The following is a 22,750-nucleotide window of genomic DNA, read 5'->3' on the forward strand; positions in this document are numbered from 1 at the left end:
GTCGAAGACGAGTCCCACCTTGTTCAGCGGCTGGCGCGGTCCGGCGTGCAGGAAGTGTGTCAGGAGCAGGGGCGGCGTGTTGAGGGCGAGTTCGAGGCCAGTTTCTTCGACCGCCTCGCGCCGGGCGGTCTGCAGCGGGTCCTCGCCTGGGGCGTCCAAGTTGCCGCCCGGGAACTGCCAGAGTCTTGAGCCGTAGACCGAGCGGAGCTGGATGGGCCGGTCGTGCTCGTCGCGAATGTACAGGCAGCCGTACACCGTGTGATGGGGGACGGTCTGCGCGTACTCCTCGGCTGTCATCGGCATGGGGCGGCCTGGCCGGGCAGGGCGGTGGTCGAACGCGAGGGCGAGAGCGCCGAGGGCTTCCTTGGCCGGCGCGTAGATGCTGCGGAGGTTGGCGAGCAGTTCGCCGGGCGGCCCGTCCGGGTCGATGCGTGCGGTGTCCTCCGAGCGGAGCAGGTTCTCGAAGGAGGGATACGGGGTGATCCGCTGCACGATGATGTCGAGTTCCCGGCCGGTGTCCCGGTCGTGGAAGACGACTGTGTCGGAACCTGTCAAAGCGATCAAGGCAGGTAGATCGTTCTAACGCTGTGCCGGGATCAGTGGGCCGTCTGGTGCCGGCTTGTTGATCCAGGCCGCTTCGGGGACCTTCGGGGGTTCCGGTGGTTTGCGGACGAAGCGTTCGGGGTGCTTCGCGTAGACGGCCCGCAGGACGTCGGTGCGCATCTCGCGGAGCTGATCGGCGAGGCCGAAGTGCACGTCGTAGGGGGTGTGCGGGCCGATTCCGGAGTGGCGGTGCGCCTCGTTGTACCAGGTGAAGAAGCGGGTGCACCACGTCCGGGCGTCCTCGAGAGATCCGAAGCGGTCGGGGAAGTCGTGCCGGTATTTCAGGGTCTTGTACTGGCTCTCGCTGTAAGGGTTGTCGTTCGACGTCTTCGGGCGCGAATGCGACTTCGTGACGCCGAGGCCGGCCATCATCTGGGCGACGTTCTGCGCGACCATCGGGGACCCGCGGTCCGAGTGGATCGTCAACCGGCCTGGCACGATGCCGTACTTGGCGATCGTCTCGGACAGGAACCGCTCGGCGAGATCCTTGTTCTCGTGGCCGGCGATCATTCAGCCCACCGTGTAGCGGCTGAAGATGTCGATGATCGTGTAGAGGCAGTAGTAGACGCCTTTGACCGGTCCCTTCACTTTGGTGATGTCCCAGCTCCAGACCCGGTTCGGGCCCTCGGCGACCAGCTCGGGCACCGTCCGGGGCGGGTGGACGGCCTGGCGGCGGCGTTCACGGACTTCGCCGCAGCGTCGCAGGAGCCGGTACATCGTCGACTCCGAGCACAGGTAGATGCCCCGGTCGAGGAGGGTGGCGTAGATCTCGGCGGGTGCCATGTCGGCGAACTCCGGGGAGTGGAGCACGTCGAGGACCCGCATTTCCTCCTCCGGGGTGAGGGCGCGGGGGTGCCGGCGCCGTTCCTGCCGCGGCCGCTCGGGGGCGGGGCTGCGGCGGTGGTGACGGTAGTAGGTGGCCCGGCTCACGCCGAGCGCGGTGCACGCCTGGACACGTCCGACCAGCCCGGTGAGCTCTTCGAGGGCCTGATCGCGGGCAGTGTCGAAAGCGTCCGTGGGGCCGGCCTTCGTCACTTGGTGTTCTCGCCGTTCTGGTTCGGGGCGCTGTCCGTGGCGAACTGGTCGAGCAGCGCGGAGAGTTTTCCCTGGACCTCAATGACCGTGCGGGCCTTGGCGAGGTCGGCCTCCAGACGGGCCTTCTCCGCCTTCAGCTTCGCGATCTCCCGCTCCCGCGGGTCCGCCTTCGGCCGTCCGGCCGGCGCGGCGAGCGCCGCCTGGGCGCCCTTGTCCCGCTGTTGCCGCCACGTCGTGATCAACGACGAGTACAGGCCCTCCCTGCGCAGCAGGGCACCCTTGCCCCTCTTGTCCAACGTCTCGTACTCCGCGAGGACCCTCGCCTTGTACTCCGCGGTATACCGGCGCGGACCGGTCGAACGGGCGTCCACCTGCGGATCAGGGGTCCCGTGGTCGTTGGTGCTGGCCACCCGGGCACTACTCCTTCTCCGCCCTCGACTCAATGAATCATCCAGTATGCCTGACTCAACCTATTCTGACAGGGAGGGGCGCCTACAGGTCGGCGATCACCCCGTTGGCCTTTCATGGAGTCCGCTTCGGTCACCTGCGGAGCCGACACTTTGGCTGGGCGCCCCATACCTGATCTCGAAGGACAGCCGCAGCTCCTCGTCGGTAAGCCCGGCCACCTCCGCAGTCACGATCGCCGTCATGGCATGACCATCCCCATTCAGCCACTCGCGCTTGACCCGCCCAGTCATGGCGCTCTCCGTATTGTCGCAGGACAGGGTGGCAGACTACGGACCTCACACCCATCTGGGTAGAGCGCGAAGTGCGGCGCAAAACCGCCTTCATGATTGTTGGAATGCAGGCAGCCTGCCTCCTTTCTGCCGATTGACCCTGTCATGACCAGAGCCAAAACCCTGTCAGCATTTCGTTCAAGGCTCACCCAATATTTATCTGAGCCCAACAGCAGTGCGACAGAGGTCACTTGCTCAGCAGCGGTTGCGCGCACCGTATGCACGATTTTCGGCGCTGCCGACTTCGGCCGGGGTTGCAGCAGGGCGGGCACTACCCGCTAGGATCACGGCATGATTACGGCGCGGTCACCCATTGGTGTGCTGCGGACCCGGGCCTCCCGGGGTCCGCTGCACGTCCTTTGGCTGGCTCTGCTCATGGTGGGCCTGCTGTACGCCCATGGAGGGAGCTCCGACAGCACCGTCCATCATCTTTCCAGCAGCGGCCTCGTCGCTTCTGTGACCTCGGGCCATGCGGCCGCCGATAACGCCAACCTTTCCCCGGACATGGCTGAGCCTTTCATAGAGGCGGGTGCGGAGCATCCCGGTGAGAGCTCGTCGCATCCGGGCGAAGAGTGCATGCCGGGACAGCCTCAGCAGGGGGCTTCCCTGCAGGTTCCCTGCACGGGCGTTGTGAGTCACGGTGCGCTCGAAGGTCAGGTGGCGCACCGTTCTGCCGTCACAGCCGGCGAGGCGAGCGGCCTTCCTGCGGCCGGTGCGAGAACGACAGGCGTCCTGCGGATCTAGGACTGGATCTTTCCTCAGAGGCGATCGACGGCCAGCGCAATCAGGCTGCGTCATGGGAGTTGTCCTGTGCGGTGGGCCCGGTGGAACCGGGGCGAGTCACCTATGCAGGTTGCGAACCTCTCTCAACGCTGTCGACGGCCCGTGCCGAGTAATTGATCTCAGTCCTTGCTTCCTTCTCCTGGAGCGACTCCAGGAGAAGAGAACCGCACGGAGGAACTGTGTCGTTCCACCCCCTCGACATTGTCGATACCACAGGCGCTCGAATGCGCCGTGCGCTCGTCGTATGTCTTCTTGCCGCGCTGACGGTCGCCGTCATTTGCTGTGCCGTCCATTCTCATACAACAGGCCATTCTCACGCTGAGACGTCATCGCTGTCCGAGGCGACGGCAAACGGTGTCGAATTAGCCAGTAACGCGCCTGCGGTGCCGGATTCGGCCGAGGTCTGCGTTCCGGCTGCCCGCACGCTGAGGGCGGTCCAGGAAGCGGCAGCGTCCAAGATGCCAGTCGGCGCGGTATCGGTCGTGGCCGTTGGCACCGCGTTGAGCATCTGGTCTTCGATCGCTTCGCGCTGGCGATTGAGAACTCCGTCCATATGCACGGGCCGCTGCACACTCATGCGCGTTTGTTGTTGGCGTCTTTAGACCTCACTCGTGCGGCCAGGACAACTGGCCGTCGCTGGGCGCTGCCGCTTGGACGGAAAGCTTTTCCCTTCAGGCGCGGCGCCGGGCGAGATGCGTACAGGAACCGTCATCTACGAACGAGAGTCGAAGAGATGTCCATTCCCCCCACGGCTGAGTCCACGCCGCCCGCTCGTACTGCCCTGTCCGGACTGGTCGGTGACACGCCACTGCTCCGGGTGTCCGAGCCCTTCACGCAGGATGACCGCGGCTTCTGGGCCAAGCTCGAAGGATTCAACCCCGGCGGCATCAAGGACCGGCCTGCCCTGCACATGGCTGAGCGCGCCCGCGCACGCGGTGATCTGCGTCCGGGCGCCAGGATCATCGAGTCCACCAGCGGCACGCTCGGTCTGGGCCTGGCGCTGGCCGGCATGGTGTATGGCCACCCGGTCACCCTGGTCACCGATCCGGGCTTGGAGATGTCCATGACCCGGCTGCTGACGGCGTACGGGGCGCAGGTCAACGTCGTCTCCGAGCCGCATCCCACAGGGGGCTGGCAGGAGGCGCGCCGCGAGCGCGTGAAGCAGCTGATGGCCCAGCACTCCGGATCGTGGTGCCCGGACCAGTACAACAACCCGGACAACACCACCGCGTACACCCCGCTTGCCCTGGAACTCGCCACCGAGCTGGGCCACATCGACGTGCTGGTGTGCAGTGTGGGCACCGGCGGGCACTCCGCCGGTGTGTCCCGCGTCCTGCGCCAGCTGTACCCGGAACTGGCGGTCGTCGGCGTCGACACCATCGGCTCGACCATCTTCGGACAGCCGGCCAGGTCACGGCTGATGCGCGGCCTGGGATCCAGCATCTACCCGCGCAACGTCGCCTACGAGAACTTCAGCGAGGTGCACTGGGTCGCACCCTCCGAGGCGGTGTGGACGTGCCGCCAGCTTGCGACGTCGCACTACGCGACCGGCGGGTGGAGCGTCGGCGCGGTGGCTCTGGTCGCCGGGTGGCTCGCACGGACGCTGCCCGCCGACACCCGCATCGCGGCGGTCTTCCCCGACGGGCCGCAGCGCTATCTCGGCACGGTGTACGACGACGACTTCTGCGCCGCGCACGGACTGCTCGACGGGCCACCGGCCCTCGAACCGGAGGTCGTCGGCAGGGCGGACGAGAAGGAAGTCGCCCGCTGGACCAGGTGCACGACGGTCGTCGACCCGCTGAAACTCTCCGAAGCCTCGACGCAGGCAAAGGCCCTGGTGTTGGACGGCGTCTCCGTCACCGAGGGCCAGACGGAGGACGAGGACCGGTGAAGGGCACACTCGCGCAGGTTCGTACCTACGAACGCAGCGTCCAACTGTTGATGATGAACCAGTTCACCATCAACCTCGGCTTCTACATGCTGATGCCGTACCTCGCCGCCCACCTGTCCGGCACCCTCGGTCTCGCCGGCTGGGTCGTCGGACTGGTCCTGGGCGTACGCAACTTCAGCCAGCAGGGCATGTTCCTGGTCGGCGGCACCCTCGCCGACCGGTTCGGTTACAAGCCGCTGATCGTGGCGGGCTGTGTCCTGCGGACGCTGGGCTTCGCCACGCTCGGTTTCGTGGACTCGCTGCCGGCCCTGCTGGCCGCCTCCGCGGCTACCGGCCTGGCCGGAGCCCTGTTCAATCCGGCGGTTCGCGCCTATCTCGCCGCCGACGCGGGTGACCGGCGGGTGGAGGCGTTCGCGCTGTTCAACGTCTTCTACCAGGCCGGCATCCTGCTCGGCCCCCTGGTGGGCATGGTGCTGACCGGCGTCGACTTCCGCATCACGTGCCTGGTCTCTGCCGGGATCTTCGCTCTGCTCAGCATCGTGCAGATCCGCAGCCTGCCGACGCGGCGGGCGGACGACGCGAAGGAGGCGAAGGACGGTGAGCGGGAGAGCGTCCTTTCCCAGTGGCGCGGCATCCTGACCAACCGTCCCTTCCTGCTCTTCTCCGCCGCCATGATCGGGTCGTACGTCCTGTCCTTCCAGGTCTACCTGGCCCTGCCGCTCGAAGTCCGGCGCCTGGGCGGGCAGGACACCTTCGGCACAGCTGCGGTCGCGCTGCTCTTCGCCGCCTCCGGGCTGAGCACGATCCTCTTCCAGACCAAGGTGACAGCCTGGTGCAAGGCCCGGATGGAGCCAGGCCGGGCGCTCAGCTGGGGATTGCTCGCGATGGGCGTGGCCTTCGTCCCGCTGCTGGCGGCCACGGCCGTGCAAGTACCGGACGGCGGTGTAGGACTGTGGTTGCTCGCAGCAGTGCCCCCAACCTTCGCCGCGCTGTTGCTCGCTCTCGGCACGATGATCGCGTACCCCTTCGAGATGGACACCATCGTCCGTCTCTCCGGTGACCGGCTCGTGGCCACGCACTACGGGCTGTACAACACCATCTGCGGCGTCGGCATCACCCTGGGCAATCTGCTCACCGGAGTGGCGCTGGACGCGGCCCGCGCGGCCGGCATGTCGGCGCTGCCGTGGATCGCGCTGTCCACACTCGGCCTGGCATGCGCCGCGGCCCTGTTCGGACTGCACCGCAGCGGCCGCCTCGCCTCGCCGCGCGAAGCACAGCCCGAGCCCGCGACAGCCTGACGAACCGCGGCCCCACGGCAGAGGGGCGGGCACGAAGCCATGCCCGTCCCTCCCCGGCCAGGTCCACCTCGGCCGTACGGACACTGGCCGGTGCCGGCGTGTTGCTGCCCCGCAAGTCGACTTCGTTCGGCCCCAAGCCAGGCGCCGGGCTCACCTTGCGTGTGCTCGGACAGCCCTGGCCCTGCCTATGCCACATTTGCTAGGAGCGATTCCTTTGCCCTCCGCCCAGCTCATCGAGCGACCCTACGAGACCTACGATCAGACCGGCCCTGGACCAGGGGGTCGGGCCGCACTCCGCAAAGCGCGGTCGCAGCGGGCCCGTAGGAAGGCGCTGCTGGCGCGCTACCTCGGTTATGTCGGCTATTTCGTCGGCGCCGGCCTCATCAGTGGCGCTGTCGTGCACCACCCGCTGGATCCCGCCCGCTACACGCCTATCGCCGGTTACGGTGTGCTGGTCTTCCTCGCCGCCACCCTGCTCAACGAATACATCCTCGCCGAAGAGAAGCCCGCCCTGCCCAGAATGGTCCAGGTCATGGGTGCTTCTCTGCTGCTCTCGTTCGGCATAGGCATGCTCAGCGGCGGCCTCCAGCATTTCGAGGACTTCCCGGACCGGGCCGCCATGCTCGTTCCTCTCGGCATCGCCCTTTCGTTCGTGGCGTATGTCCTCAAGGACGTCGAATCCTCGTGGCGCCGCATCTTCAGTCTGGCGGGACTGGCCGTGCTCCTCGCGGTCGCCGTCAGCTTCATGGGCCTGCGCTATGTGGCGTCGACCATCGACGTACCGGCAGAGGGCAGGGGACACAGCCATGGAAGTGGGGAAGAGGCAGAGGTAGAGGGGCATGAGGAGAAGGAACCAGGAGACGCCGCCCCCACCGCGGCTGTGCCGGAGCCGGGTTCAGCACCCGCGGATACCGATGAGGCGGAAGCACCTGGCCACAGCCACTGAGTACAGGGCACGCACGACCATTGCCGTGCCCGCGCGGAACCTTGCCACAAGCCCGCGACGAGCTTCTGGCGACACGAGAGCGCAGCGAGCGCCCGTCTGTCCGGCGGAGGGGCCGGCCGAAGAGACCGGTCGGCCCTCGCCCCACGTCGGGTCTCCGCAGGTGTCTACCTCCACCATTTTCTGCAGTCCTTCGATTTGCCGCAGCCGCCTGGTGACGGCTTCCTCGTGGTTGCTGATCATCGTCACTCTGTGTCCGGGCAGCGGTGTATGCGGCAGGCAGCGCAAGGCGCCCGCACTTGCCCGAGATACCCAGGGGGGGTATACATAACTCTGTGCCCCGACGGGTATGGATCTACTTGCTGGTCGTTTCTTGGGAGGAACCCATGTCCTGCTGCTCCACCGATGGCAACTGCTCCACCGAAACCGCTGCGACGCCCGCCACCCCGGGCTCGACCACTGTGTACAGCGTTGCTGGGATGACCTGTGGGCACTGCAAGGCCACGCTCACCAAGGAGATAGGCGCACTGGAGGGTGTGACGGCGGTGGAGGTCGACCTTGAGACCGGCCAGGTAGCTGTCACCACCCTCGGTGCACCTGATGACGCGCTGCTGGCGAAGGTCGTCGACGAGGCCGGGTACGAACTGACCGGCCGGGCCGCCTGAACGCGCGTCCCCGCGGGGCCTGTGAGCAAGCCCAGCGTTGCCCCTTCCCTTCTTCTTCCACCACCCTGAGGAGCGGTGATGACTACGACGGTCCATGACAGAGCCGAGGTCGAACTTGCCATCGGCGGCATGACCTGCGCTTCGTGCGCCGCTCGGATCGAGAAGAAGCTCAACCGCATGGACGGCGTCTCGGCCACGGTCAACTACGCCACCGAGAAGGCGAAGGTGGCCTTCGGTGACGGCGTCGGCGTGCCGGATCTGATCGCCACGGTCGAGGCCACCGGCTACACCGCCAGGGAGCCCCGGCCCGACCCTGTGCGGTCCGGGGCCGCCGACGGCGAGGGCGGCAGGGTCGAGGACGAGGAGAGCGCCGGACTGTGCGTGCTTCGCCAGAGGCTGGTCACCGCGGTGGTGCTCTCCGTGCCGGTGATCGCGATGGCGATGGTGCCGGCCTGGCAGTTCGAGTACTGGCAGTGGCTGTCGCTGACTCTGGCCGCGCCGGTGGTCACCTACGCCGCCTGGCCCTTCCACCGGGCCGCTTTCACCAATGCCCGGCACGGTGCGGCCACCATGGACACCCTGATCTCACTCGGTACCACGGCTGCGTTCCTGTGGTCGCTGTGGGCACTGTTCTTCGGCACCGCCGGAATGCCCGGCATGACACACGGCTTCGAGCTGACCATTGCCCGCTCCGACGGCGCCGGCAACATCTACCTGGAGGCAGCAGCCGGTGTGACGGCCTTCATCCTCGCCGGCCGCTACTTCGAGACCCGGTCCAAGCGCAAGGCCGGTGCGGCCCTTCGGGCGCTGTTGGAGATGGGCGCGAAGGACGTCACCGTGGTGAGGGACGGGCGCGAGGAGCAGATACCCGTCGCTGAGCTGAGGGCCGGTGACCGTTTCCTGGTCCGGCCCGGCGAGAAGATCGCCACCGACGGCACGATCACCGAGGGCGCCTCCGCGGTGGACGCGTCGATGCTCACGGGTGAGTCCGTGCCTGTCGAGGTCACGGTCGGGGACGCGGTCACAGGTGCGACGGTGAACGCCGGGGGGCGCCTGGTCGTGGAGGCCACCCGGGTCGGTGCCGACACCCAGCTCGCCCGTATGGCCAAGCTGGTCGAGGATGCGCAGAACGGCAAGGCGGCCGCCCAGCGGCTCGCCGACCGTATCTCCGGGGTCTTCGTACCCGTCGTCATCGCCCTGTCTCTGGGCACCCTGGGCTTCTGGCTGGGCAACGGATCGGGGCTGACGGCGGCGTTCACCGCCGCGGTCGCCGTGCTGATCATCGCCTGCCCGTGCGCCCTGGGCCTGGCCACGCCGACCGCGCTGATGGTCGGCACCGGGCGCGGCGCGCAGTTGGGCATCCTCATCAAGGGCCCCGAGGTTCTGGAGTCCACCCGCCGCGTGGACACGGTCGTCCTGGACAAGACCGGCACCGTCACCACCGGCCGGATGACGCTGCTGACCGTTCACACCGCCGAGAGCGCCGACGAGGTGGAGGTGCTGCGTCTGGCGGGCGCGCTGGAGCACGCCTCGGAACACCCGATCGCGCAGGCGGTCGCCGCCGGGGCCATCGAGCGCATCGGCGTCCTGCCCGTGGTGGAAGACTTCGCGAACGTGCCGGGCCTGGGAGTCCAGGGCATCGTCGAAGGCCACGCAGTACTCGTGGGCCGCGAGAAGCTGCTGCGGGAATGGGCGATGGACCTGCCCGAGCCGCTGGCTCAGGCCAAGGCGCGCGCCGAGGCCGGCGGCCGGACGGCGATCGCGGTCGCCTGGGACGGAGAGGCGAAGGCGGTCCTGGAGGTCGCCGACGCGGTCAAGGACACCAGCGCCGAAGCCATCACCCGGCTGCGCGCCCTCGGCCTCACCCCGATCCTCCTCACCGGGGACAACGAGGCCGTCGCCCGGGCGGTGGCCGCAGAGGTCGGCATCGAGGAGGTCATCGCCGAGGTCATGCCCGAGGACAAGGTCGCCGTCGTCAAGCGCCTGCAGAGCGAAGGACGCTCGGTGGCGATGGTCGGCGACGGTGTCAACGACGCCGCCGCGCTCGCCCAAGCCGACCTCGGACTGGCCATGGGCACCGGCACCGACGCCGCCATCGAGGCCGGCGACCTCACCCTGGTCCGCGGCGACCTGCGCGCCGCCGCCGACGCCATCCGGCTGGCCCGCAAGACCCTGGGCACCATCAGGACCAACCTGTTCTGGGCCTTCGCCTACAACGTCGCCGCCCTGCCCCTGGCCGCGGCCGGGCTGCTCAACCCGATGATCGCCGGAGCGGCCATGGCCTTCTCCTCGGTCTTCGTCGTCGGCAACAGCCTGCGGCTGCGCAGCTTCAAGGCAGCGCACTGAGAGCACTTGAGATCTTCTCATCCGCGCACGCGCGAGGGGCGGGGTCCGGCCGGACCCCGCCNTTCTTGTTCGGCAGGTCGCCGAGGATCGGGTAGTCCTTGCCCCGCCCCTCGCTCACTGCCTTCACCGACCCGCCCCCAGGAGACGTCCCCTATGACGCACAGGGAAGACCGCATGAACAACTTCGTCTACCGGGGCAGCGACGGCTGCCCCCTGCACGCCACAGTGCTGGGACAAGGACCGGGACTGGTCCTGCTGCACGGGGGCGGGCCCGACCGCTACAGCCTGCTGCCCCTGGCACGCTGGCTCGCCGACGGCTTCACCGTGGTCCTGCCGGACATCCGCGGCTACGGCCGCTCGGTATGCACCGACCCCGCCCGCCACACCTGGTCCCAGTACGCCGATGACGTCCACGCCCTGCTGGAGCATCTCGGACTGCAACGGGCGGCAGTGGGCGGCACGGGCCTGGGAGGCACCATCGCCTTGCGGGCTGCGGCCGCCAGGCCCGAACACGTTCGCGCCGCGGTCGTCATCAGCATGGAGGACATCGAAGACGACGCGGCCAAGGAAGCCGAGAAGAAGATGCTCGAAGATTTCGCCGCCCGAGCTCTGGAACAGGGCCTCGACGCGGCGTGGGAGCCCCTTCTGCCGCACCTGGCTCCGGTGATCGGGGCTCTGGTGCGGGACGCGATCGGCCGCAGCGACCCGGCCAGCATCGCCGCCGCCTGCGCCATCGGCCAGGACCGGGCGTTCACCGACGTCACCGACCTGGCGTCAATCACCGTGCCCGTCCTGGTCGTCCCCGGTGCCGACGAACGCCATCCCGCAGTCCTGGCGGCCCAGGCCGCCCGCACCCTGCCGCACGGCCACCTCGCCGCCGTGTCCCTGTCCGCCGACCTGCGCAACGCCGCCGACCTCGGCCGCGCGTTGGCACCGGTCCTGTCGGACTTCCTCCTCATGCACATGACCCCGCACTCAGACGCATCGCAGCGGCCCGCCGCCGGTTGAAGGCGGGCCGCGCCGCGCGACACGGCCCGTACCAAATAACCCGCGTGGGGCAACGAAGCAGACCGCGAGCCGACCTGAGGATCATTGGGCTGGCCGGATTGCAAGCGGTCTCGGGCCACGGGTGCCTGCAGAGCGACGACAGTGCGCTGCCCGCGACGCGGCGTTCCCCATGGCCGCCACGTGGAAGCCCATCGCCGACTTCCGGCTCAACGTTTCGGCGGCGCGGCAGGAGCGCTTACTCATGTGGTGCCTGCGTGAACGGGGTTCTTCCAAGCCGCTTCGCGCAGCAGACGCAGACCGTTGAGGCCGACGATGACGGTGGAGCCTTCATGGCCGGCGACACCGAGCGGAAGTGGCAGGGTGCCGATCAGGTCCCAGGCCACCAAGGCGGCGATGAAGATCCCCGCGATGACGAGGTTCTGCATGACCAGGCGCCGGGCGGCCCGGGAGAGGGCGACCACGGTAGGGATGGTGGCGAGTTCGTCGCGGACGACGACAGCGTCCGCAGTCTCCAGAGCAAGGTCGGAGCCGGCCTTGCCCATGGCGATGCCGGAGTGCGCGGCGGCCAGGGCGGGGGCGTCGTTGACGCCGTCGCCGACGACCAGCACCTTGCGGCCTTCGCTCTCCCACTGCCGGACCGCGGTCACCTTGTCCTGGGGCAGGAGACAGGCGCGTACGTCGGTGATGCCGACCTGGTCGGCCAGGTGCTTGGCGGCCCGCTCGTTGTCGCCGGTCAGCAGGACGGGGGCACGACCGGTCAGTTCGGTGAGAGCTGCGACGGTGGCAGCGGCGTCCGGCCGCAGCCGGTCGGCGATACCGATCACTCCGACCGGGGCGCTGTCGCGCAGCACCAGCACCGCGGTCTGTCCGGCGTCCTCAAGTTCCTGCACCACTGCCTGCACGGGTCCGGCGGCGGGCTGGAGGCGGGCGGGGGATCCGACCTGGATGGTGTGGCCGTCGATGGTGGCGCTCACGCCCTGGCCGGGTGCGGAGGTGAAGTCGGCCGCCTCTGACAGGGACAGGCTGCGCTCGCGGGCGGCGTCGACGACGGCGCGGGCGAGCGGATGCTCGCTGGGGTGCTCGGCCGCGGCCGCCAAAGCCAGCAGTGCCTCCTCTGTCAGGCCGGCCTCGGGCAGGGGGCGCAGATCGGTGACGCGCGGGGTGCCTTCGGTGAGGGTGCCGGTCTTGTCCAGGGCGACGGTGTCGATCTGTCCGAGGCGTTCCATGACGACGGCGGACTTGGCCAGGACGCCGTGGCGTCCGGCGTTGGCGATGGCGGAGAGCAGCGGCGGCATGGTGGAGAGCACCACGGCGCACGGCGAGGCCACGATCATGAAGGTCATCGCACGCAGCAGCGCGGACTGCAGGTCGCTGCCGAAGGCCAGAGGGATGGCGAAGACCGCCAGGGTGGCGATCACCATGCCGATGGAGTACCGCTGTTCGATCTTCTCGATGAACAGCTGGGTGGGCGCCTTGGTCTCGGAGGCTTCCTCGACCATCTTCACGATCCGGGCGATCACCGAGTCCGACGGGTCGCGCTCGACCCGCACACGCAGGGCGCCGGTGCCGTTGACGGTGCCGGCGAACACCTCGTCCCCGGTCTGTTTGGCCACCGGGAGCGGCTCACCGGTGATGGTGGCCTGGTCCACCTCGCTCTCTCCGGCGAGAACCTGACCGTCGGCGCCGACCCGCTCACCGGGCCGTACCAGGATCGTGTCCCCCACCTTCAGGTCCTCGGCTGCGACCGTCTCCTCGCCGCCCTCGGGCAGGAGCCGGGTCGCCGTGGAGGGAGCCAGATCGAGCAGACCGCGTACCGAGTCCGCGGTGCGGGCGGTCGCCACCGCCTCCAGCGCGCCGGAGGTCGCGAAGATGACAATCAGCAGCGCCCCGTCGAGGACCTGCCCGATGGCCGCGGCACCGAGCGCGGCGACCACCATCAACAGGTCCACGTCCAGGGTCTTGTCCTTCAGCGCCTTCAGACCCTCCCACCCAGGCTCCCAGCCGCCGGTGATGTAGGCGGCGGCGAACAGCGGCCCCCACGTCCACGCGGGGGCGCCGAGCAGGTCCAGCGGCAGGGCGATCAGGAACAGCACCAGAGAGGCCAACGCCCAGCGTGCTTCCGGCAGGGCCAGCACCCGGGTGCGGCGCCGCGAAGGGACCCGGGAGGGCAGTGCGGAGGGCGGCGCGGACCGCTGGTCCAGAACAGAAGACATGACAAAACAACCCTTCGCGGGCGGACGGTGGCAACACGCTCACCATACAGGAATGTCTGAACAGGTCTTCATAAGTCACGAGTAGGATGGCCGTATGGGCCACGGAACCGACACCACCAGCAGCGCCACCACCCGCGAGCGGCTCGACACGGTCGGTACCGCCGACGTCGCCGCGACCCTGCAGGCCCTGGCCACCCCCTCACGGCTGTACATCCTGGCCCGGCTCCAGGAAGGGCCCTGCTCCGTCAGCGATCTGGCGGCCGCCGTCGGCATGGAGTCCTCCGCCTGCTCCCACCAGTTGCGCCTGCTGCGCAACCTCGGCCTGGTCACCGGCGAGCGGCACGGCCGCTCGATCATCTACGCCCTGTACGACAACCACGTGGCCGAACTCCTCGACCAGGCGCTCTACCACGTGGAGCATCTGCGCATGGGCGTCCGCGACGCCCCGGCCGAACTGGCGGAGCCCGTAGCGGCCGAGTGACCCGGCTGCAAAGGGTCAAGCCCGGAGCCTTGCGGGTACCGCACAACTAACCGGAGTGTGGGGTCGTCCAGGCTGCGGTGAGCGCTGCAGCGAGGGAGACGGCGGTAGGACACCGAAGAGGGCGGCGGCGTATCCCTTCAGCGGCGCGGGTGAGCGGGGCCGCTACGGCGGCGCTTGTGGTCGGGGCCGCAAGGGTTCTGTCGTGAGCGGCGCCTCAATGGGTCGGTGACGGCGATGGCTCGGGGAATGAGGTTGCCGCGCACCAGGCTGGCCGCGATTGATATGCCGATCAGCAAGGCGTACGGGCCCGGTGTGATGGCGAAGGCGCTGGTCGTGATGCCGCCCAGTGCAACGAGGACCGTGGTCCGTGTCATGGCCGACGTGCGGCGGTGGCTTCAAGGGGCGGCCGGCCGACCCGCCTCGGTCGGAAGCTGGGTCCTTGTTCCGGTGTACTCACAACCGCAGTCGGGGTGCGGGCGCTGGTCCACCTCAAGTTCGATGAACGGCATGAGACGACCTCCTTCCCACCTCCTGTCCGCGCGACGGTGCTGGAACCTTCCCCAGGGACGAGGCCAGAATTCGTTCACCTCGGGTGGGGCATCTCATTCAAAGTGGGCGTCGGTGTGCTGCCGGGCCGGCTGGCAGTCGCACGCACAGAAGGAGGCGCCCACGGAACGTCGGCACCGTCTTCGCGCTAATTGCGACGGTGCCTGTCCGTCTGGCCATGGCGATGCTGACCGACGTAGCGGGCGTAGACGATGACGTTGCTGTCGTAGCCGCTGCCCTTGGTGTAGGAGCCGCCGCAGGTGATCAGTCTCAGGACCGGGGACGGGGCCGAGCCGTACACCGTGCGGGTGGGGAAGTCGGACTTCGCCACGACGGTGGCCGCCTCGACGACGTACTGGGCCACGGCACCGTCAGTTCGGGTGATGTCCACACGGTCGCCTCGCCGGGCTTCGCCGAGCCGGTAGAAGACGGCCTTGTTGTCGGGCAGCCGGCTGGAGTCGACATGGCCGAGGATGACCGTGGGGCCCCGCTGTCCGGGGGCGGCACCGCTTTCGTACCAGCCCGCCTTCGCGGCCTGGTCGGGAGTGGGGACCTCGACCGTTCTGTCGTCGTTGAGGCCCATCGGGAGCACGGTGGCGTCGATGGCGAGACGCGGTACTTCGATACGAGTCGGCGGTGAGAACCCCAGAGGCCGCGGTGCCGCCTTCAAGGCCGAGTCCGGTACAGCGGTCAAGACGGAGGAGGCTTCCCTGCGGTCCGGTTGCGGTGGGCTTTGCGGGGCGGTGACGAAACCCTGAAGCATCATGGCCAGACCCACGACCAGGCCGGTGGCGCCCGCCCCGAGCAGGCGGCCGCCACCGGCCCGGCGGGGCCGGCCCGGGTCAGACTTCGTGCGCACCGCGCCGCCGGCGCAGCGCGAATGCGCCGGCGCCCGCACCGGTCGCCGCCAGCAGCGCGCCACCGGCTACCAGCGGGGTGGCGGATGCCTGGCTGGCGCCGTCACCGGTGTCGGCCGCGCCCTTGGGCATGCCGTTGTGCTGCCCGTCGTCGTTGACCTGCCCGGACAGCCATGTGCGGAAGTCGGCGATCTCCGACTCCTGGGTGACGATCCCGGACGCCGCCGCCACCCGCAGCTGCGGGTGGACGGCCCGGGCCTGCGGCTCCAGGAATTCGATGACCCCGGAGGAGTGGTGGGGGATCATGTGGCGCACGAACTCGACGTCGAACTTCTTGCCCTTGCCGACGTGTCGCAGCTCGGAGGTCATGCGCTGTGTTTCCTGCTCCATCTTCTCCATTTCCCGGCGTGCCTCGTCCGGGACATGCTTCATGGCCTGCTCAGGCGTCAGCCCGTACCACTCGTGCAGCCAGCCGGTGAATTGCTCGATCTGGTGCCGCTGATTGGCGATGATGTTCTCCGCGTGGGTGCGGATGTCCAGGTCTACGCCACGCTCCAGCTCCAGCTTGGCCATCTCGATGGCCGCGTGGTGGTGGGGAATGATCTCCGCCAGGAAGGTGATCTCCAGCTTCTTGCCGGACAGCTTGGCCAGCGTCTCGCCGAGCTCGTACGCCACCGGGCCGGTTGGCATGGGCTGGTGGTGGTCGCCGGCCTCGCTGCCACCCATTGCGGCCGAGGACGTGAGGTTCGGGGCGCTGAAGGCGACAGCGGCCGGCGTGCAGGCGAAGGCGCCCAGGGCGACTGCGGTGACGCTGACACGCCGGAGGGTGGATATGTTCACGGAGGCGTCCTCTTGGCCAGAGCCGGCGCGGGTGTCCGCGCGGCAGATCGGAGTCTGAGGCGCCACGGTGTGACCTCCTCATCGCTCACAGTAAGAACCCCGATGTGCTGTCGCTCTTCGGTGTGCTCCGTTCGGCCGCAGCGCGGCAAGGGCGCATCAGCCGGCTCGATCGCCGGTCCGCTTGAGATGACCCGCCTTCGGCAGCAAGAACCCCGGCCACGGGGGCCGGGGCCGTGCGGGCGTCAGCGCGTGGGGAGCTGGCGTCAGCCGAGGGTGGCCAGCAGGTCGTTGCACGCCTGCTCGCATCGGCGGCAGGCTTCGGCGCAGATCCGGCAGTGCTCGTGCATTTCGGCGTGGGACTCGCACTCGTCCGCGCATGCCTTGCATGCGGTCGCGCACGCCTGCACGATCGCGCGGGTGATGTTGGCGTCGTAGCCGGTGTGGCGGGAGAGGACCGCGGCGGTGGTGGTGCAGATGTCGGCGCAGTCGGCGTTGGTGCGGATGCACTTGGTCAGCTCGCCGACCATGCTCTCGGACAGGCAGGCGTCCGCGCACGCGGTACACGTCTGGGCGCAGGCGATGCATTCCTCGATGCAGCGGGTGAGCTTGTCGCGGTCGATGCCGCCGAGGTCGGCCGGGTAGGTGGCCAGCATGTCCTTGACGTTGGTCATCGCTCTTCGCCTCCTGTTCTGTCCGGGGCCGGCGGGCCGGGCCGGCCGCACCTGATGACCCCGCACGTTCAGCGTGTGGCCGGGGCGAGGCGGGTGCAAACAGGAACAGGGCGCCCTCGCGGGCGCCCTGAACAGGCTGGCGGCGTCAAGTCCGAGGATCTTCTCGGTCAGTGGTAGGCGTGGACGACGGCGTGGCCCTTGCCCCGGCCGATCATCCACTTGTTGACCGGGGTCGTGATCAGGAAGGCGACAGCGAAGCCGCCCAGCAGCGCAGCCCAGAACAGTCCGTCGCCCAGGTGGGCGTCCATCGCGCCCGGCGTGAGGGCGATGATGCCGTTGTCGACGAGTTCCATGATGGCGATCGAGACGGTGTCGGCGGCCAGCGCGACCTTGAGCGCAGTCCTGAAGTCCAGACCGGCCCGGCGCACGGCGAGCAGCGTGAATGAGTAGCCGAAGACGAATGCCAGGGTGACCGCCAGGATCATCGTCGACACGTTGCCCCACATCAGGGCCGTGCCGATGACCATGCCGAGGATCTCACCGATGGCGCACCCGGTCAGGCAGTGCACGGTCGCCTTCGCCGCCGTACCCCAGGAGGCCCCCGCCTGTCCGCCGTGGTGTTCACCAGGGCCGGCGTGATTATGCGCAGCCCCGTGGGTCTGGTGAGCGGTGTGGTCCATGACTTTCATCCCCATTCCCGTTCAGTGCACGGCGTTCCTGTCCCTGCTTGCCCTACATACCCGAACCGTATACCCCCTAGGGGTATATGCCTAGTGGTCTCCGGTTCCCTCCGGGGGCCGGTGCAGTACTGCCCAGGTGCGGCCCGTGTCCGTGGATTGGTAGACCGTGTCGGTGCTGTCGGCGGCCAGGAGGCGCTTGCCGCTCACGGCGGTGAGCACAGTGGGGCTGCCCCGCCCGGGCAGGCGGCCGCCTTGCGTCCATTTTTGAGCGTCAAGGGTGCTGACGGTGCGGCCGTCTGCGGTGAGAGCGATGAGGAGTCCGGGCTCGGGTTCGTCGACCGCTACCAGGTCGGGGGCGCCTGGGACGGAGCGGAAGGTGGCTGCGCCGTCAGTGCTGCGTTGCAGGCCGTTGCCGGTAGCGGCCCATACCGTGTCGGGAGTCTTGGTGTGGGCGGCGAGGTCGAGCAGCGGCAGCTCGGCCCGCTTGTCCCAGGTGCGGCCGCCATTGGTGCTCGCCCATACCTTTCCGCTCTGGCTGTCGTACCCGTACAGCAGGTCACCGGCCTTTTCGAGGGCGTGGAAGTCTGCCTCGCCTTCGGCGGAGAGTGTGGTCCAGGTCCGGCCGGCGTCCGTGCTGCGGATCAGGCCCAGGTGCGGTGAGCGGGCGTCGGGATCGGTGGGGGAGGGATGGCCGCTGGCCAGGAACGTGGAGGGGCCGGTGATCGTGAAGCCCATGGTGTCCTGGTAGCGGTCGGCCATGCGTACGGCCTTGCCGTCGGTCAGACGGAAGACGCCGAAGTGGCCCGCGGCGTAGACGGCGTTGTCCGCGGAATTCACGCCGAGCCCGTGCAGGTGGCCTGTCCCGGGGTCAGGGGGAGATGCGTCCTGGGGGGTGCCCGGACTATCAGGGCCGGCGCAGGCGACGATCAAGAGGCCGCCGGTCATCAGGAGGAGTACGGCGCGCCCGCGGCGCCGGAGTTTACGGGCAGGAGTCATCGCGTCGGGTCCAAGGGGTGTCAGGAAGAAGACGGCCGGTGCGGGGCGTGCGTACACGCCCCGCACGGGCGTTCGGGTCAGTTCTTGTCGAGCAGGGTGTTCATCTGGGTGATCTCGGCGGTCTGCGAGGTGACGATGGCGTCGGCCATCTTCTTGGCAGGCCCGTAGGCGCCGTCGGTCTGCTCGCTCTTGGCCATGGTCACCGCACCCTCGTGGTGCTTGATCATCATCTCCAGGAAGGCGGTGTCGAACGCCTTGCCCGAGGACTTCTCCAGCTTGTCCATGTCTTCCATGGTCATCATGCCGCCGGAGTCGCCGTGCATGGAGTGGTCCATGGCGTCCTCGGCGGGCACGTCCTCGCCCCAGGAGGTGAGCCAGCCGGACAGCGTCTTGATCTCCGGGTCCTGGGCCTTCTTGATGTCGTCGGCGAGTGCCTTGACCTGTGCCGACTCGGCGCGGGTGGATGCCAGGTCGGCCATCTCCACGGCCTGGCGGTGGTGCGGGATCATGCCCTGGGCGAACGTCACGTCCGCGGCGTTGTGCTGTCCCTGGGACGCCGACGCCGACGCGGACGGCGACTTCGTGGTGTGGCCGTCGTGTCCGGACGTGGCGCTGTCGTCGTTGCCGCCACAGGCGGCGAGGACGACAGCAGCCGCGCCTGCCGTGGCCACGGCAACGGTACGGCGGACGAGGGATCGCTTGCTGTTCATGGTGGTGCAACTCCTTCGCGCGCGACGACGGCGCGCTGGATTCACGGAAATGAGGTCTGCCGAAGCGCGGCGCCACTACCCGGCGGGGCCGGGGCAAGGTGGTGCCGTGCGGGACGCTCTATATCCGCAGGAGTTGCAGTTCAGACAGGTCAGGCGGTGCCCGGCTGGCCCGGGCCGACACCGGCGCGGTCGCCGAGAACGGGGTCGCGGCGGGCGCGTCGACTGCGGCGGCGGTCAGCGCGGGCGGAGCGTACGGGGAGCCGACGCCGGTCGCGGAACATGTCCCGTCTGCGTGGTTGAGATGCCCCGGTTCGTGGTGCGCGTGCGAGCAGCCCTCACCCGAATGCGGAGCGTCCACCGTCCGGACCATTTCGTGCCCGGCATTCGCGTGTGCCGCGGGTACTCCGCCTGGAGCCAGAGCGTGCATGCCCAGTACGCCGGCCAGGACTGTCATCACCAGCAGCACAAGCCACCGCCCGGCAGGGCGGTGGCTCGGACGATGCGTACTGCTGGTCATGCGGCCCATCGTACGGGCCCTCGACCCCTGATGCCTGTGGTGTGGCCCGCGCCATGCGGCGCGGCACCCGCGAACCGGTGCGATTACTGCCGCTCTTTTACGGCCGTTCGGCGGTGACCAGCCACGCCGAACTGCGCAGCCGCACCCCTCCCTGAGCGTCTTCGCAGGGGCGGAGCGTTTCGGTGAGTCGGCGCCGTGCCCGGTCGCCGGTCTCCGTGTCCACCTGCTGCAGCAGGTGGCGGCCCGGACCTGAGTCGAGCAGGAAGTCCGCGGCGTCCCCGGCGCCTTGCCCCCACCTGCCGTGCGCTTCTACGGGCCGTATCCGGATGCGGGTGAACGCAGCAACCTTGAGCACCTCCTCCACCCGGGCGGGATCGGCGAGCGAGAACATGCCCGGCCCGCCGGTCGCCCCGAAGCCGCCGACCGGCAGGCAGTCCCGCAGCGAGGCGAGCGCTTCGAGCCACTCGTTGCCGTCGGCGCCGGCTGCGCAGATGAGCGCCATCCGGCCCCCGGGGCGCAGACCGCCGCCGATGTTGGTGAAGGCGGCCACGGGGTCGGCGAAGAACATGACGCCGTAGCGGCTGATCGCCACGTCGAAGTCCCTCCCGGCGAGCGGGTGCACCTGGGCATCGCCCTGCTCGAACGTCACGTTGCCGAAGTGCTCGGCGCGCGCGGTGGCGCGGGCCCGGTCCAGCATGGGCCCCGACAGGTCGACGCCCGTGGCCCGCCCCTCGGCGGCCCGGCGGGCGGCGAGGCGAGTGGTGGCTCCCGCGCCGCAGCCGATGTCCAGGACCGCGTCGGCGGGCAGGATCGCGGCGGCGTCGAGCAAGGAAGCGTTGAACCCTTCGTTGACAGCGTCCCATCGCTCCTGGTTGCGGGCCCAGTGCTCACCCTCGTAGCCGTTCCACGCCTGCTCCTGCTGGACGTTGACGCTCTGCCGCATGACGGGTCTCCTGACCTAGAATGGGCGTACGCCCAAACAGTATGGGCGCTTGCCCATACTGTCTACCCGTACCCACCCGTGACCGGAAGGTGTTTGATGTCCCCCCGTGGAGTAGCCGTCCCCGACGTCCGCGAACTGCTTTTCGCCGCCGCCGAACGCGTCGTCGCACAGGACGGCCCCGGCGCCCTGACCAGCAGGGCTGTCACGGCGGAGGCCGGCTGCGCGAAGGGCCTGCTGCACACGCACTTCGCGGGCGGGCTGGATGAGTTCGTCGCCGAACTCGTGCTGGACCGCCTCGCCGGCACAGCCGCACTGGCCGCCGACCTGCCAGATCGGGCGGGGCAGGGCACGGTCGCCGAAAACCTCTCTTCGGTGGCGAGGGCACTGCTCACCTCGGCCGGCCCGGCGATGGCCGGCCTGGCCCTGACCCGCCCCGGTGCGGCCACGCTCTTCCGCGAGGCACTGACCGCCGGCGCCCCTGGCTTCACCACCATCCAGACATCGATCGCCTCCTACCTGGCAGCCGAGCAGCACCTGGGCCGGGTAACCACCACCACGGACGCCGAAGCCTGCGCCCTCGCCCTGGTCGCCACCGCCCACCATCTGCTGATGACCAGCTGGCCCGGCGCGCCCGAACCGACGAGTCAGATGGACCGGATCATCGCGGCTCTCACCTGACACGGCCGACGACGCACACACCCCGTGGGACACGAGCCGCCCTCGGTGGGCTCAATGCATGCCGCGCCAAGCGATTCAACGGCGCCCACACTTGGAACGAGGTCACTAAGCTGCTTAGTATGCGTGCGTCGAGTCTTCGCCTGTTCGACCGCCCGCCCGGGGCGGCAGCGAGGACGCGTCGCATCGCGCTGCCTGCGCGAATCCGGGCCGGGTGCGTCCGGGGTGCGACGGCCGAGGAGAAGGAGCTCGCCCCAGTGGCGTCCCACCGTCGTCCCAAGCAGTCGAATGCCGCCTACGCCACTGTGCTCACCGCTGCCACCGCCGCCGCGGTGGCGATATCGACGCAGTCGGCATCCGCCGACCCGCTGCCGGACCCCAGCAAGAAGGGCGTCCAGGCACAGGTCGACCGCCTCTATGAGGAGGCGACCCAGGCGACGGAGAAGTACAACGGGGCCAAGGAGAGCGCGGACAAGCTGAAGAAGCAGGTGAAGGACCTGCAGGAGACAGCCGCACGCAAACAGGGTGACCTCAACGCCCTGCGGTCTCAGCTCGGTTCGGTGGCCGCCGCGCAGTACCGCAGCGGAGGCATTGACCCCTCCGTGCAGCTGCTGCTGTCCACCGACCCGGACGCCTACCTGGAGCAGGCCGCAGGGCTGGACCGGCTCTCCGCCCGCCAGTCGCAGACCCTGCAGACGTTCCTGTCCCAGCAGCGCGCACTGACGCAGCAGCGCACCCAGGCGGCCGGGAAACTGAAGGATCTGCAGGAGTCCCGCACCGAGGTGGCCGCGCAGAAGAAGAAGATTCAGTCCAAGCTGGCGAAGGCCCAGCAGCTGCTCAACACCATGACCGCCAAGGAGCGCAGTCAGCGTGCGGCGGAAGAGGAGCGCGCCAACCGGTCCAGCGAGCGGGTCGATCTGGGGAACGAGGCCAGCGCCTCCGGGCGTGCGGCCGCCGCTTTCAGCGCGGCCAAGTCCCGGGTCGGCCTGCCCTACGTCTGGGGTGCGACCGGCCCGTCGTCCTTCGACTGCTCCGGGCTGACCTCGTGGGCTTTCCAGCAGGCAGGTGTCTCCCTCCCCCGGACGTCGCAGGCCCAGGCCAATGTGGGCACCCGGATCAACTCCCTCAGCGCACTGCGGCCCGGCGACCTGATCATCATGCGCACCGACCTGAGCCACGTCGGCTTCTACGCCGGCAACGGCCAGATCCTGCATGCCCCCAAACCCGGCGCGCAGGTGCGCTACGAGTCCATCGCCCGCAGCGGCATGCCGTTCATGTGGGGCGTCCGGATGTAAGCTGTGCGGCCTGTCCG

20 protein-coding genes and 2 pseudogenes are annotated in these 22,750 nt (G+C 69.1%); 9 read left to right on the forward strand and 13 right to left on the reverse strand.

What is annotated here, in order from left to right; translation table 11 throughout:
- Nucleotides 1-87: 87 nt before the first annotated feature.
- The 4 genes and pseudogenes from HTV45_RS34315 to HTV45_RS16545 all read right to left on the reverse strand — a co-directional run.
- Nucleotides 88-303, reverse strand: a pseudogene (locus HTV45_RS34315) (NUDIX hydrolase); the annotation flags it as partial.
- Between the two features lie 276 nt (nt 304-579).
- A pseudogene (locus HTV45_RS16535) lies at nt 580-1,569 on the reverse strand (IS3 family transposase).
- Between the two features lie 65 nt (nt 1,570-1,634).
- Entirely contained in the window at nt 1,635-2,048 is a 414-nt protein-coding gene (locus tag HTV45_RS16540) for a transposase (protein WP_215206540.1), read from the reverse strand.
- 1,423 nt (nt 2,049-3,471) lie between these two features.
- Nucleotides 3,472-3,735 carry a hypothetical protein gene (locus HTV45_RS16545; RefSeq protein ID WP_215206541.1) on the reverse strand — a complete coding sequence of 88 codons (264 nt, stop codon included), beginning with the start codon at nt 3,733-3,735 and terminating at the stop codon, nt 3,472-3,474.
- 156 nt (nt 3,736-3,891) lie between these two features.
- Between HTV45_RS16545 and HTV45_RS16550 the strand changes: the two genes are divergently transcribed.
- The 6 genes from HTV45_RS16550 (at nt 3,892) to HTV45_RS16575 (ending at nt 11,309) form a co-directional block, all read left to right on the forward strand.
- Nucleotides 3,892-5,049, forward strand: a complete 1,158-nt coding sequence (locus tag HTV45_RS16550; RefSeq protein WP_215206542.1) for a PLP-dependent cysteine synthase family protein — start codon at nt 3,892-3,894, stop codon at nt 5,047-5,049.
- The gene (locus tag HTV45_RS16555; protein ID WP_215206543.1) at nt 5,046-6,347 is read left to right on the forward strand and encodes an MFS transporter; all 1,302 of its coding nucleotides are present in this window, start codon (nt 5,046-5,048) and stop codon (nt 6,345-6,347) included. The genes HTV45_RS16550 and HTV45_RS16555 overlap by 4 nt, the downstream gene beginning before the upstream one ends.
- Before the next feature lie 214 nt (nt 6,348-6,561).
- Complete coding sequence (locus HTV45_RS16560; RefSeq protein WP_215206544.1) at nt 6,562-7,293, forward strand: hypothetical protein; 732 nt, start codon at nt 6,562-6,564, stop codon at nt 7,291-7,293.
- Nucleotides 7,294-7,751: 458 nt separating this feature from the next.
- Nucleotides 7,752-7,955 (forward strand): cation transporter, encoded by a 204-nt coding sequence (locus HTV45_RS16565; protein ID WP_308309687.1) that lies wholly within the window; start codon nt 7,752-7,754, stop codon nt 7,953-7,955.
- 78 nt (nt 7,956-8,033) lie between these two features.
- Nucleotides 8,034-10,301: a cation-translocating P-type ATPase gene (locus HTV45_RS16570; protein WP_215206546.1), complete on the forward strand. Its 2,268-nt coding sequence runs from the start codon at nt 8,034-8,036 to the stop codon at nt 10,299-10,301.
- A 153-nt stretch (nt 10,302-10,454) separates the two neighbouring features.
- Complete coding sequence (locus tag HTV45_RS16575; protein WP_215206547.1) at nt 10,455-11,309, forward strand: alpha/beta fold hydrolase; 855 nt, start codon at nt 10,455-10,457, stop codon at nt 11,307-11,309.
- 239 nt (nt 11,310-11,548) lie between these two features.
- Here HTV45_RS16575 and HTV45_RS16580 read toward each other — a convergent pair whose 3' ends face one another.
- Entirely contained in the window at nt 11,549-13,522 is a 1,974-nt protein-coding gene (locus tag HTV45_RS16580) for a heavy metal translocating P-type ATPase (RefSeq protein ID WP_215206548.1), read from the reverse strand.
- 94 nt (nt 13,523-13,616) lie between these two features.
- Between HTV45_RS16580 and HTV45_RS16585 the strand changes: the two genes are divergently transcribed.
- Nucleotides 13,617-14,003, forward strand: coding sequence for a metalloregulator ArsR/SmtB family transcription factor (locus HTV45_RS16585; RefSeq protein WP_215206549.1), 387 nt, complete (start codon nt 13,617-13,619; stop codon nt 14,001-14,003).
- A 694-nt stretch (nt 14,004-14,697) separates the two neighbouring features.
- Here the strand turns inward: HTV45_RS16585 and HTV45_RS16590 are convergent.
- The 8 genes from HTV45_RS16590 to HTV45_RS16620 all read right to left on the reverse strand — a co-directional run bounded on the left by HTV45_RS16590 (nt 14,698) and on the right by HTV45_RS16620 (nt 20,763).
- Nucleotides 14,698-15,243, reverse strand: a complete 546-nt coding sequence (locus HTV45_RS16590; protein ID WP_215206550.1) for a class F sortase — start codon at nt 15,241-15,243, stop codon at nt 14,698-14,700.
- Nucleotides 15,244-15,391: 148 nt separating this feature from the next.
- Entirely contained in the window at nt 15,392-16,246 is an 855-nt protein-coding gene (locus HTV45_RS16595; protein WP_308309684.1) for a DUF305 domain-containing protein, read from the reverse strand.
- 263 nt (nt 16,247-16,509) lie between these two features.
- Nucleotides 16,510-16,917, reverse strand: coding sequence for a four-helix bundle copper-binding protein (locus HTV45_RS16600; RefSeq protein WP_215206551.1), 408 nt, complete (start codon nt 16,915-16,917; stop codon nt 16,510-16,512).
- 167 nt (nt 16,918-17,084) lie between these two features.
- Complete coding sequence (locus HTV45_RS16605; protein ID WP_215206552.1) at nt 17,085-17,597, reverse strand: DUF4396 domain-containing protein; 513 nt, start codon at nt 17,595-17,597, stop codon at nt 17,085-17,087.
- Between the two features lie 90 nt (nt 17,598-17,687).
- Nucleotides 17,688-18,593 carry a F510_1955 family glycosylhydrolase gene (locus tag HTV45_RS16610; RefSeq protein WP_368860848.1) on the reverse strand — a complete coding sequence of 302 codons (906 nt, stop codon included), beginning with the start codon at nt 18,591-18,593 and terminating at the stop codon, nt 17,688-17,690.
- 77 nt (nt 18,594-18,670) lie between these two features.
- Nucleotides 18,671-19,303, reverse strand: a complete 633-nt coding sequence (locus tag HTV45_RS16615) for a DUF305 domain-containing protein (protein WP_215206554.1) — start codon at nt 19,301-19,303, stop codon at nt 18,671-18,673.
- A 118-nt stretch (nt 19,304-19,421) separates the two neighbouring features.
- Nucleotides 19,422-19,820 (reverse strand): DUF6153 family protein, encoded by a 399-nt coding sequence (locus tag HTV45_RS34320; protein ID WP_251692182.1) that lies wholly within the window; start codon nt 19,818-19,820, stop codon nt 19,422-19,424.
- A gap of 97 nt (nt 19,821-19,917) precedes the next feature.
- Complete coding sequence (locus HTV45_RS16620; RefSeq protein ID WP_215206555.1) at nt 19,918-20,763, reverse strand: class I SAM-dependent methyltransferase; 846 nt, start codon at nt 20,761-20,763, stop codon at nt 19,918-19,920.
- Between the two features lie 96 nt (nt 20,764-20,859).
- Here HTV45_RS16620 and HTV45_RS16625 point away from each other — a divergent pair, with 96 nt between their 5' ends.
- Both HTV45_RS16625 and HTV45_RS16630 read left to right on the forward strand, forming a co-directional pair.
- Nucleotides 20,860-21,441, forward strand: a complete 582-nt coding sequence (locus HTV45_RS16625) for a TetR/AcrR family transcriptional regulator (protein ID WP_215206556.1) — start codon at nt 20,860-20,862, stop codon at nt 21,439-21,441.
- Between the two features lie 254 nt (nt 21,442-21,695).
- The gene (locus HTV45_RS16630; RefSeq protein ID WP_215206557.1) at nt 21,696-22,733 is read left to right on the forward strand and encodes a C40 family peptidase; all 1,038 of its coding nucleotides are present in this window, start codon (nt 21,696-21,698) and stop codon (nt 22,731-22,733) included.
- Nucleotides 22,734-22,750: the final 17 nt, after the last annotated feature.

Origin of the sequence: Streptomyces sp. CHD11 (genome assembly GCF_018638295.1) — a bacterium.
Taxonomy (GTDB): domain Bacteria; phylum Actinomycetota; class Actinomycetes; order Streptomycetales; family Streptomycetaceae; genus Streptomyces.